At 68.5% G+C, this 11,686-nt stretch carries 8 protein-coding genes and 1 pseudogene; 8 read left to right on the forward strand and 1 reads right to left on the reverse strand.

From position 1 onward, the window contains the following. Positions 1-238, forward strand: a pseudogene (locus PFX91_RS22930) (cysteine--1-D-myo-inosityl 2-amino-2-deoxy-alpha-D-glucopyranoside ligase); the annotation flags it as partial. A gap of 273 nt (positions 239-511) precedes the next feature. Further along, a complete protein-coding gene (locus PFX91_RS22935) occupies positions 512-916 on the forward strand; it encodes an ABATE domain-containing protein (RefSeq protein WP_285735202.1) in 405 nt (134 codons plus the stop codon). Positions 917-961: 45 nt separating this feature from the next. Here the strand turns inward: PFX91_RS22935 and PFX91_RS22940 are convergent, their stop codons facing one another. Next, complete coding sequence (locus PFX91_RS22940; protein ID WP_285735204.1) at positions 962-1,801, reverse strand: PAC2 family protein; 840 nt, start codon at positions 1,799-1,801, stop codon at positions 962-964. A gap of 280 nt (positions 1,802-2,081) precedes the next feature. Between PFX91_RS22940 and metH the strand changes: the two genes are divergently transcribed. The 6 genes from metH to PFX91_RS22970 form a co-directional block, all read left to right on the forward strand. Beyond that, positions 2,082-5,555: a methionine synthase gene (metH, locus tag PFX91_RS22945; protein ID WP_285735206.1), complete on the forward strand. Its 3,474-nt coding sequence runs from the start codon at positions 2,082-2,084 to the stop codon at positions 5,553-5,555. Between the two features lie 278 nt (positions 5,556-5,833). Next, positions 5,834-6,541, forward strand: coding sequence for an HAD family hydrolase (locus PFX91_RS22950; protein ID WP_285735214.1), 708 nt, complete (start codon positions 5,834-5,836; stop codon positions 6,539-6,541). Between the two features lie 202 nt (positions 6,542-6,743). Next, the gene (locus tag PFX91_RS22955) at positions 6,744-7,241 is read left to right on the forward strand and encodes a cellulose synthase (RefSeq protein WP_285735207.1); all 498 of its coding nucleotides are present in this window, start codon (positions 6,744-6,746) and stop codon (positions 7,239-7,241) included. A 687-nt stretch (positions 7,242-7,928) separates the two neighbouring features. Beyond that, complete coding sequence (locus tag PFX91_RS22960; protein ID WP_285735209.1) at positions 7,929-8,966, forward strand: ABC transporter permease; 1,038 nt, start codon at positions 7,929-7,931, stop codon at positions 8,964-8,966. A gap of 112 nt (positions 8,967-9,078) precedes the next feature. Further along, positions 9,079-10,824: an ABC transporter substrate-binding protein gene (locus PFX91_RS22965; RefSeq protein WP_285735211.1), complete on the forward strand. Its 1,746-nt coding sequence runs from the start codon at positions 9,079-9,081 to the stop codon at positions 10,822-10,824. Positions 10,825-10,909: 85 nt separating this feature from the next. Beyond that, positions 10,910-11,686: ABC transporter permease (locus tag PFX91_RS22970; protein ID WP_285735213.1), on the forward strand; the 777-nt coding region annotated here is incomplete at its 3' end.

Genomic DNA, 11,686 nt, shown 5'->3' on the forward strand with positions numbered 1-11,686 from the left:
GGCCGCCACGGCCCGCGCCGAGCGCTGGCGGGCCGCCCTGGCACTGGGGGCCGGCCCCGACGCGGCCCCGTTGCTGGCCGCGGTGCGCGCGGCCCTGGCCGAGGACCTGGACTCGCCCCGCGCGTTGGCCGCGGTGGACGCCTGGGTCGAGACCGCGCTGACCGAGGGCGGCACCGACACCGGAGCCCCCGCCCTGGCACGCGCCACCATCGACACCCTTCTGGGCGTGGTGCTGTAACGGCTCGGAACGTCACGTCCCCGGCCGCACGGGCGGGGCGGAGGTCGGGCGCCGGAGGGGCCCGGCCCCCTCGGTGACGCTTCCACGTCGAGCGGCAGACCGACGGGTCTGCCCGGTCCGCCGCTCGGTCCTGCTCCTGCGGTCACCGTCGTCGGTCGACGGTGGGGGCCGGTCCGACCGTGACCGGGCCTCGTGGACGTAGGTGATGGCCGATCATGGCCACGAACGCGCCAAACACCCGCGTCCGGACCCTGGGCGTGGTGGGATACCCCCATGACCACGCCAACGAAGCACAGTCAGGCCGCCGAGCTCATCGCGGACTTCGTCTCCACCGACGGTCGCCTCACCGACCGGGCCGACCTCGCGCGCTTCCTGCGCGGGCATCGCCTGGTCGCCGAGGGCGCCATCCCCATCACCCTGGCCGACCTCGACGAGGCCATCGCCCTGCGCGACGGCATCCGGGCGGTCCTGGAAGACCGTCCCGAACCCGACCACGAGGCCATGGCCCGAGGGCAGAAGGTCCTGGACGGTCTGCGCGTCACCGTTCGTCTCCGGCCCACCGGCGAGGGGCTGCTCGCTCCCGCCGTCGTGGACGAGGTCCGCCGTGGCCTGGCCCGCGTCGCCGGAGCCTGGGCCTCGGTGCTGGCCACGGGGGAGTGGCGCCACCTGCGAAGGTGAGGGGGCGGGACCGCCGTGGGCGGGAGGGCCACCGGCGGCCGGAGCTCAGCCCTCGTCGTGACGACGCAGGTAGCGCTCGAAGTCCCGGGCGATCGCGTCCCCTGAGGCCTCCGGCAGCTCGGCGGTGTCCTTGGCCTCCTCCAGCCCGCGCACGTACGCCGCGATGTCCTCGTCCTCGGCGGTCAACTCGTTGACGTTGGCCTCCCACGAGACGGCCTCGTCGGGCAGGTCGCCCAGGGGCATCCGCACACCCAGGAAGTCCTCCAGCCACGCCAGCAGGGCCAGGGTCGCCTTCGGGCACGGTGGTTGGGCGACGTAGTGGGGGATGGCGGCCCACAAGGACACGGTCTCCATGCCCACCGAGCTGAACGTCTCGTGTGCCACGCCCACGATCCCGGTCGGGCCCGAGTAGGTCGTCCTCTCAAGCCCCAGGTCGGTGCCCAGCTCCACGGGCGAGGCCATCCCGCTCACCGGGATCGGCCGGGTGTGCGGGGCGTCCGCCAACAGTGATCCCAACATCACCACCCGCCGCACGCCCAACTCCCGGGCGATCGCCAGCAGGTCGGCGGTGTAGGAACGCCACCGTATGTTCGGCTCGGGCCCGGTCACCAGCACCACGTCGCGCTCCGAGCCCGGGGGGCGGGCCACGCGGACATGGGTCGTGGGCCACTGGATATCGCCGACCACACCGTCCATGACGGACATGCGTGGCCGGGTCACCTGGAAGTCGTAGTAGTCGTCCGGGGTCAAAGCGCACAGTTCGTGGGCGCCCCACTCCCGGGAAAGGTGTTCCACGGCGAGGCTCGCGGCCTCGCCCGCGTCGTTCCATCCCTCGAACGCCGCCACCATCACAGGTTCGACGAGCTCTCGAACGAGCTTGGTCATCGACGACCCCTTCCTGCGCACGGACGGCTCCACCCTATGGGTTGGCGACGTGCCCGGGAAACCGGTGACCTTCCGAAGCGGGAAAGGCCGGGAGGACGCTCCCCGAGGCGCCTGTGTCCCCCACCGCGACGATCGGTGGGGTAGCCTCACGGACAGCGACTGAACAGGACACCGCCGTCCCCGGACGCCCGACCCGCCCCGCACCGCGGGTCAGCCCAGTGCCATGCGTCACGGGGAAGCCTTCTGGGACGCCGCGGTGCTCCGACATAGAGTTGCCGATATGAGAGCTAGCCCGACCTTCCGCGAAGCATTGTCCCAGCGTGTCATCGTGGCGGACGGCGCTATGGGCACCATGCTCCAGGCTCACGATCTCGACCTCGACCAGTTCGAGGGTCACGAGGGCTGCAACGACATCCTCAGCATCACCCGTCCCGATATCGTCCACGACATCCATGCCGCCTTTCTTGCCGTGGGTTCGGACTGCATCGAGACGAACACCTTCTCCGCCAACTTCGGTGGACTCGCCGAATACGGCATCGAGGATCGCACCCAGGAGATCGCCCGAGCCGGAGCACGTGTGGCCCGTGAAGCCGCCGACTCCTTCTCCACCCCCGACCATCCCCGTTACGTCCTGGGATCCGTGGGTCCCGGTACCAAACTCCCCACCCTGGGCCATGCGCCCTACAGTCTGTTGCGCGACTACTACGAACAGTGCGCGAGCGGTCTCATCGAGGGAGGCGCCGACGCCATCCTCATCGAGACCTGTCAGGACCTGCTCCAGGTCAAGGCCGCGGTGGTCGGAGCCAAACGCGCCCGTAAGACCGCGGGCAAGGACATCCCGATCCTGGCCCAGGTCAGCATCGAGACCAACGGCACCATGCTCATGGGCTCGGAGATCGGCGCCGCGCTGACCTCCCTGGAGCCGCTGGGCATCGACGTCATCGGACTCAACTGCTCCACCGGCCCCGCCGAGATGAGCGAACACCTGCGCTACCTGTCGCACCACTCATCGATCCCGGTCTCCTGCATGCCCAACGCGGGCCTGCCCGAACTGGGGCCCGACGGCGCCGTGTACAACCTGTCTCCCGAGGAGCTGACCGAGGCCCACGACACCTTCACCTCCGAGTTCGGCCTGAGCCTGGTCGGCGGCTGCTGCGGCACCACCCCCGAGCACCTTCGCCAGGTCGTCGAGCGCGTCCAGGGGCGCGGTATCAAGAACCGCAGGCCGCTGGTGGAGGCCTCGGTCTCCTCGCTCTACCAGAGCGTGCCGTTCCGACAGGACGCCAGTTACCTCGCGGTCGGCGAGCGCACCAACGCCAACGGTTCCAAGAAGTTCCGCGAGGCCATGCTGGAGGGCCGCTGGGACGACTGCGTGGAGATCGCCCGGGACCAGATCAGCGACGGTGCCCACCTGCTCGACCTCAACGTCGACTACGTGGGCCGCGACGGGGCCGGCGACATGCGCGAACTCGCCTCCCGTTTCGCCACCTCCTCCACGCTGCCGATCATGCTCGACTCCACCGAGCCGGCCGTCCTGGAAGCGGGACTGGAGTCCCTGGGCGGGCGGTCCGTGGTCAACTCGGTCAACTACGAGGACGGAGACGGGCCCGATTCGCGTTTCACCCGCATCATGCGGCTGGTCGAAGAACACGGCGCCGCCGTGGTCGGCCTGTGCATCGACGAGGAGGGGCAGGCCCGTACCGCCGAGGCGAAGGTGCGTATCGCCTCCCGGCTCATCGAGCAGCTCACCGGTGAATGGGGCATGCGCACCGGCGACATCCTCATCGACTGCCTCACCTTCCCCATCACCACCGGGCAGGAGGAGACCCGTAGGGACGGCCTTGAGACGCTCAACGCCATCCGCCAGATCAAGAACCGCTATCCCGAGGTGCAGACCACCCTGGGCCTGTCCAACCTGTCTTTTGGCCTCAACCCGGCCGCCAGGATCGTGCTGAACTCGGTGTTCCTGCACGAGGCGGTCCAGGTCGGACTGGACTCGGCGATCGTGCACGCCTCCAAGATCGTGCCGATGAACCAGATCCCCGAGGAGCAGCGCGAGGTCGCCCTCGACATGGTCTACGACCGTCGTGAGGGCGACTACGATCCGCTCGCCAAGTTCATGGACATGTTCCAGGGCGTGGACACCAAGTCCCTGAAGGCCTCGCGTGCGGAGGAACTGGCCTCCCTGCCCCTGTGGGAGCGACTGGAACGTCGCATCATCGACGGCGAGCTCGCCGGCATCGAGGCCGATCTGGACCAGGCCCTGGAGTCCAAGTCCGCGCTGGAGATCGTCAACGACACCCTCCTTTCGGGGATGAAGACCGTCGGCGAGCTGTTCGGCTCCGGTCAGATGCAGCTGCCCTTCGTCCTCAAGTCCGCGGAGGCCATGAAGAGCGCCGTGGCCTACCTCGAACCGCACATGGAGAAGAGCGACGACGAGGGCAAGGGCCGTATCGTCCTGGCCACCGTCAAGGGCGACGTCCACGACATCGGCAAGAACCTCGTGGACATCATCCTGTCCAACAACGGCTACGACGTGGTCAACATCGGCATCAAACAACCGGTGTCGGCGATCCTGGAGGCGGCCGAGAAGGAACACGCCGACGTGATCGGGATGTCGGGCCTGCTGGTCAAGTCCACGGTGATCATGAAGGAGAACCTGGAGGAGATGAACTCCAGGGGTCTGTCCGACCGCTTCCCGGTCCTGCTGGGCGGCGCCGCGCTCACCCGTTCCTACGTGGAACAGGACCTGGCCGAGATGTTCCAGGGCCACGTGCGTTACGCCAAGGACGCCTTCGAGGGTCTGCGCCTGATGGACGCGCTGATGGCGGTCAAGCGGGGGGTGGAGGGTGCGGAGCTGCCGCCCCTGCGTCAGCGTCGCGTGAAGTCGGGTGCCAAGCTCCAGGTGACCGAGCCCGAGCAGATGCCCGCCCGCAGTGACGTGTCCACCACCAACGAGGTGCCCACCCCTCCCTTCTGGGGGGACCGGATCAGCAAGGGCATCCCGTTGGCCGACTACGCGGCCTTCCTCGACGAGCGCGCCACCTTCATGGGTCAGTGGGGACTCAAGGCCACCCGGGGCGGCGACGGGCCCGGCTACGAGGAACTCGTGGAGACCGAGGGTCGCCCCCGACTGCGGAGGTGGCTGGACCACGTCCAGACCGAGGGCCTGCTGGAGGCCGCCGTGGTGCACGGTCACTACCCCTGCTACAGCGAGGGGAACGACCTGGTCGTCCTGGAGGACGACGGCCGCACCGAGCGCACGCGCTTCACTTTCCCGCGTCAGCGCCGCGACCGGCACCTGTGCCTGGCCGACTACTTCCGACCCAAGGAGTCGGGAGAGGTGGACGTGGTGTCCTTCCAGGTGGTGACCGTGGGCCCGGCGATCAGCCGCGCCACGGCCGAACTCTTCGAGAGGAACGCCTACCGCGACTACCTGGAGCTGCACGGACTGTCGGTGCAGCTGACCGAGGCGCTGGCCGAGTACTGGCACACGCGGGTGCGCGCGGAACTGGGTTTCGCGGGCGAGGACCCGGCCGAGCTGGAGGCGTTCTTCAAGCTCGGTTACCGGGGGGCGCGCTTCTCCCTGGGTTATGGTGCCTGCCCCGACCTGGAGGACCGTGCCAAGATCATGCGCCTGCTGGAGCCCGAGAGAGTGGGCGTGACCTTGTCGGAGGAGTTCCAGCTGGTGCCGGAACAGTCCACCGACGCGATCGTCGTCCACCACCCCGAGGCGACCTACTTCAACGTCTGATCGCCGCGCCGCCCCGACCGGAACCGGTCGGGGCGTCTTCGGCCCCGTCCCTCGCGCGAGGGACGGGGCCGGACCGGTGTGGGGCACCTCTCCACCCCGGGCCACCGGAGTGTTCGTACTGTGGAGAGGAGACCGCCCTCCTTCACCGCGTGGGACCCCTGTGCCCGGCACGAGGGTGCCGCGCGCCGGGACGTTCCGTGGGCGGTCGTGGACCCGTAGGAAGCGAACGAGGGGAGAGCGTGGTGTCCCCGGGCGGACCGGACCGCACCACCGAACATATGAGCGAGCAGAGCACGCTGAACCGTGACGTCTCCGACGCCGCCGAGGGCAGGCGCCTCCAGGCCGTGCTCCTGGACATGGACGGCACGCTCATCGAGAGCGAGCACATGTGGGCCGAGGCAGAGGCGGAGCTGGTCGCCGAACTGGGCGGGGTGTGGACCGGGGAGAGCCACGAGCGCAACGTGGGCAGCTCGGCCGAGGCCGTGGCCCGCTATGTGATCGACCTGACCGGGGCGCACCATCTCACCCCGCGTGAGGCCGCCGACATGCTGTACGCGAGGTTTCGGGCCAAGCTCGCCGACGGCGCCCGGCTGCGTCCGGGGGCCAAGGAGCTGGTGACCATGCTCTCCGAGGCCGGTGTCCCGGTCTCCTTGGTGACCTCCACCGAACGCTCGCTGGTACAGACGGCCATCGGCGGGATCGGCCTGGACAACTTCGACGACTCGGTGGCCGGAGACGAGGTCGCCGCTAACAAGCCCGACCCCGACCCCTATCTCAGGGCGGCCCGACGTCTCGGTGTGGACCCCGGGCGCTGTGTGGCCTTCGAGGATTCCGTGGTGGGGGTGAGTTCGGCGGCCGACGCCGGGTGCGTGACGGTGGCGGTGCCCAATCACGTGGAGATCCCGGCCCGCGAGGGCGTGGTGTTCCGGGACAGCCTGGTGGGTGTGGACCTGGAGTGGCTGGAGTCGCTGGTCGCCGACCGCTGACCCCGCCCCCGTGTGACCGGCGGGGCCTTCGCCCCCCTCGACGGTCCGATCCGTCCCGGGGCGTCGATCCGGGCCGGGCCGGTCGGGAGCGATGACGTGAGGGAGGGAACCGAAGAGGGCGTTGACACCGGATGCGGCCCCGAGCCCGATCTCAGGGATCGACCGGATGTCGCGTGGCGGCGCCGGATGAGAGACTGGGTCCATGCCTGAGAATCTTTCGTGGATGACCGGTCTGGTCCTGGGAGGCGGTCTCACCCTCGCGGGACTGGTGATCTCCTTCTTCGTGTGGCGGGCGAAGGGGGCCGCTTCGGGCCTTCGGGGGGTGGCCTGGTCGCTGCTGCCGCTCGTCGCCGGTCTGCTCGGGCTGATGGCCGCCGTCTGGCGGTTCGTCATGAGCGTTCTCGGCATTCTGGCCGGCCTGTTGTTCAACCCCCTGGTGTGGGCCGGTGTGATCCTGGCCGGTGTCGCGGTCGTGCTCTACGTCGTCTCGGGGATCATGCGTGCCCGAGGGGTGGGGACGACCAAGCCCTCGGCCAAGCGGGCCAAGGCGGCGGACGAGGGCGCCCGGCCCGACGCGGCCGGTCCGGCTCAGGCGGCCAAGGGCCGGGTGGGCGGGGCCCCCGAACGGTCGGGAGGCGGCGACGACCTCTCCGACCTGGGAGACATCGAGGAACTGCTGCGCAGGCGCGGGATCGAATAGCCTCCCCCGGGAGGCGGCCCTCCGCCGGGGCTCTCATCGCCGGCGCCGGCCGCCCGAACCCGGCCGACACCGCTACACCTCCCCTGACCGTTCGTCTGCCCGGTACGGCTTCCCCACGGCTCTGGGGAGACGGGCGCGGACCCACCATGACACGGCCCCGTCGACGCGGGGCCGTCCTTGCGCTGTGAGGTCGCAACACCACGCTGTGAGACATAGCACTTCTCATAGCACCAGCCCATAAGGGACAAGTCAGTGCTTGCTCGGCCTTATCGTTAGCTCTGGCGACAATTCGGGCGTCTCGGCTCGCGGAAGGTCATCCGACGAATGCGTGCTCTGTCGCCTTTGTGTCCACGTGGGTGTTTTGTCATTGTTTGTCACGATTTAGATACATGGCCGGATATTGGACGTCGTGCGTCCTACGGGCGAGTAAGTTGGTCGTTGTGTAACAGCACGGGCGTGTCGGCTCCCAGTGTGTCCAACCTCTCAGGTGAAGTGGTGCACTCTCGCGGGCCGGATCTGCGGGGGCGGGTCGTTCCCCCATCCCGTCGATCAGCGCTCACGCCAGCCGACGTCCAGGACCGGCCGGCTCCACCGTGAGGTCAAAGAGCCGCTCTCCCAGGCGGGCTCACGCGTGGATGCCGTTCCGTCCCTCCGGCCAGAAGCTATGAGTGGAGAAGTGGTGGCCTGATGAGTGCGCCCTCGCATGCCCCGGAGTCGGGGGAGCAGACCGACGCCGTGAACGTCGCTGCGCAGGCCCACAAGGTCCGCGCGGATTCCGACAACCGGTCCCTGCGCCAGATCGCCTGGCGGCGACTGCGCAAGGACAAGGTCGCGATGATCTCCGGCGTGGTCGTGGTACTGCTCATCCTCGCCGCGATCTTCGCACCACTGTTGACCAAGTGGTTCGGGCATCCGCCGACCCAGTTCCACCAGGACCTCATCGACCCCGCCAGGCGTGTCCCCTACCTGGATCCGGAGAACCCCGAGGCGGGTATCGACCCCTGGGGAGGCATGAGCCGGGAGCACCTGCTGGGAGTGGAGCCCACCACTGGACGCGACCTTTTCAGCCGCCTCCTCTACGGAGCGCAGATCTCCCTGCTCGTCGCCTTCTTGGCGACCCTGGTCTGTGTGGCCCTCGGCACCGTGCTCGGCATCCTCGCCGGCTACCTCGGCGGTTGGGTCGACACCGTCATCAGTCGGGCCATGGACATCTTCCTGGCCTTCCCGTTGGTGCTCTTCGCCATCGCCCTGGTCGGTGTCATCCCGGAGGGGGTCCTCGGCCTGACGGGCAACGGTCTGCGCATCGGTGTCATCGTCTTCATCATCGGCTTCTTCAACTGGCCCTACATCGCCCGCATCGTGCGGGGGCAGACGCTCTCCCTGCGCGAACGGGAGTTCGTGGAGGCCGCCAAGAGCCTGGGGGCCGGTAACCGGCACATCCTCCTCAGGGAGATCCTGCCGAACCTGGTCACGCCGATCATCGTGTACGCCACCCTGCTCATCCCGACGAACATCCTGTTCGAGGCGGCCCTGAGCTTCCTGGGCGTCGGCATCAACCCGCCCACCCCCAGCTGGGGCAAGATGCTCGACGAAGCGGTGGACTTCTACTCGACCGCCCCCTACTTCGTCGTCTTCCCCGGCCTGGCCATCTTCATCACCGTGCTCGCGTTCAACCTGTTCGGTGACGGCCTCCGAGACGCCTTCGACCCCAAGACCTCCGACTGACCTACGGCCGACCCGCGCCGGCCCTTCCTTCCGGCTGTGACGACTCGGGTCATAGGTCCTACGGCAGGCTCATCCCATCATCCATCATCAGGTTCGCAAGAGAGGCAGTTCCTTGAGGAAACGCACCCTCGGATTCGTCGCGCTGGGCGCGGCGGCGTCCATCTTCCTTTCCGCCTGCGGAGGCGGCGACACCGGTGGAGAGTCCGCGTCCGGCAACACCTTCGACCAAGGCTCCACCGAGGTCGTCAACCCGTCCGACAAGACCGGTGGCACCCTGAGGTACGCCCTGGCCTCCGACTTCGACTCCACCGACCCGGCCAACACCTACTACGCGTTCAACTGGAACTTCTCCCGGTACTACGCGCGTACGCTGCTGGCCTTCAACCCCGTGCCGGGTGAGGGCGCCACCGAACTGGTGCCGGACATGGCCGAGGCCCTGCCCGAGCCCAACGACGACTTCACCGAGTGGACCATCAAGATCAAGGAAGGCCTCAAGTACGAGGACGGCACCGAGATCACGGCCGAGGACATCAAGTACGGCATCGCCCGCTCCAACTTCAACGGTGGCGTGTTCACCGAGGGCCCGCAGTACTTCTCGGCGCACCTGGACCAGGACGACCACAACGTCTACGAGGGTTCCGACCCGCTCGAAGGCTTCGACTCCATCGAGACCCCGGACGACTACACGCTGGTCTTCCACCTCAAGGACTCCTTCTCCGAGTTCCCCAACGTGCTGGTCCAGCCGCAGACCGCGCCGGTCCCGGTCGAGGCCGACCGTGGTGAGCTCTACCAGGAGCACGTCCTCTCCTCGGGTCCGTACAAGTTCGACGGCGAGTACGAGCCCGGCGTCAAGCTCCACCTGGAGCGCAACGAGCACTGGGACCCCGAGACCGACCCCATCCGCCCGGCGCTGCCGGACCGCATCGAGGTCGAGATCGGTGTCAACCAGGACGAGATCGACGAGCGCCTGGTCAACGGCGAGCTCGACGTGGACCTCGCGGGCACCGGCGTGGGGCCGTCGATGTTCGCCCGCCTGGTCGACGACGAGTCCGTCCAGGGCAACCTGGACAACCCGTACTCGGGCGCCCTGCGCTACGTGAACATCCACACCCCGGTCATCGAGGACGTGGCCTGCCGCCAGGCCATCATGTACGCGGCCAACCGCGACAGCATGTGGCGCGCCTGGGGCGGCGACACCGGTGGCGACATCGCCACCAACCTGCTCCCCCCGACCATCCCCGGCGCCGACCCCGAGTCCGACCTGTACCCGTCCGAGGACAACACGGGCGACCTCGAGGCCGCGAAGGAGAAGCTGGAGAAGTGCGGCGAGGCCGACGGCTTCAGCACCAACATCGCGGTCCGCGCCGAGCGCGAGAAGGACGTCCAGACGGCCGAGGCCCTCCAGGAGTCCCTGGCCCGCGTCGGCATCAAGGTCGACATCAAGACCTTCCCGTCCGCCGACTTCTTCGGTCAGTACGCCGGCTCCCAGGACTACGTCCGTGAGAACGACATCGGCCTGAGCGTCTCGGGCTGGGGCCCGGACTGGCCCACCGGCTACGGCTTCGCCTCCAAGATCACCCACGGCGACGCCATCATGGAGACCGGTAACTTCAACACCGCCGAGCTCGACGACCCCGAGATCAACGGTCTGTGGGACCAGGCCCTCCAGACCGAGGACCCCGAGGAGCGCGCCGCTCTCTACGAGCAGATCGACACCCTCGTCATGGAGAGCGCGGCCATCCTGCCGGTCGTGTTCGACAAGACGCTGATCTACCGCTCCGACGAGCTCACCAACGTCTACTACCAGCCTTCGTACATGATGTACGACTTCATGACGCTCGGTGTGGACCGCGACTAGCCCCACCTACCGGCCTGAACTAGTACGAGAAGGCAGGTGAAGGCGGCGGGGCCCACGATCCCGTGAGGCCCCGCCGCCGACCGCGATGCTGAACTATATTCTTCGCCGCCTGGGCGCGGGACTGCTGCTGCTCGCCGTTGTCACGGCGGTGACCTTCTGGATCTTCTACGTCCTGCCCCGCTGGGCGGGCGTGACCCCGCGCGGTATGGCCGCGATGTACGTGGGCAAGGCCCCCACCCCCGAGGCGCTGGACGCCACGGTGGAGCGCCTCGGCCTGGACCAGCCCATCGCGGTGCAGTTCCTGGAGTTCGTGCGCGGTCTGCTGTTCGGCCAGGAGTTCACCTTCGGCCGTGAGACGGTGGAATGCGCGGCCCCTTGCCTGGGCTACTCCTTCACCACCAACAGCCCCGTGCTGCCCCAGCTGTTGGACCGCCTGCCGGTCACCATGTCGCTGGCCTTCGGGGCGGCGATCATCTGGGTCGTCGGCGGTGTGGCCGTCGGTGTCCTGTCCGCGGTCAAGAAGGGCAGCCTGTTCGACCGCCTGGCGATGGGAACCGCCCTGGTCGGGGTCTCCCTCCCCATCTACTTCACGGGTCTGTTGGCCCTGTCCTTCCTCGTGCACGAGTGGAAGCTGTTCCCCGTCTCGCGCTACGTGCCCCTGACGGAGGACCCCGTCGCCTGGTTCCAGGTGATGTTCCTGCCCTGGGTGACCCTGGCCTTTTTGCACGCGGCGCAGTACGCGCGTCAGACCCGTGCGGGCATGCTGGAGGTCCTGGGCGAGGACTACATCCGCACGGCCCGGGCCAAGGGCCTGAGCGAACGCCGCGTGATCTTCAAGCACGCGCTGCGTCCCACGCTCACC

Source organism: Nocardiopsis sp. ATB16-24 (assembly GCF_030271535.1).
Classification (GTDB): Bacteria; Actinomycetota; Actinomycetes; order Streptosporangiales; family Streptosporangiaceae; genus Nocardiopsis.

What these genes read in the sequence shown, in the direction of transcription:
- PFX91_RS22960 (WP_285735209.1), top strand. Translation starts at nt 7,929, where the DNA reads ATGAGTGCGCCCTCGCATGCCCCGGAGTCGGGGGAGCAGACCGACGCC.
- PFX91_RS22950 (WP_285735214.1), top strand. Translation starts at nt 5,834, where the DNA reads ATGAGCGAGCAGAGCACGCTGAACCGTGACGTCTCCGACGCCGCCGAG.
- PFX91_RS22940 (WP_285735204.1), bottom strand. Translation starts at nt 1,801, where the DNA reads ATGACCAAGCTCGTTCGAGAGCTCGTCGAACCTGTGATGGTGGCGGCG.
- PFX91_RS22935 (WP_285735202.1), top strand. Translation starts at nt 512, where the DNA reads ATGACCACGCCAACGAAGCACAGTCAGGCCGCCGAGCTCATCGCGGAC.
- PFX91_RS22955 (WP_285735207.1), top strand. Translation starts at nt 6,744, where the DNA reads ATGCCTGAGAATCTTTCGTGGATGACCGGTCTGGTCCTGGGAGGCGGT.
- metH (WP_285735206.1), top strand. Translation starts at nt 2,082, where the DNA reads ATGAGAGCTAGCCCGACCTTCCGCGAAGCATTGTCCCAGCGTGTCATC.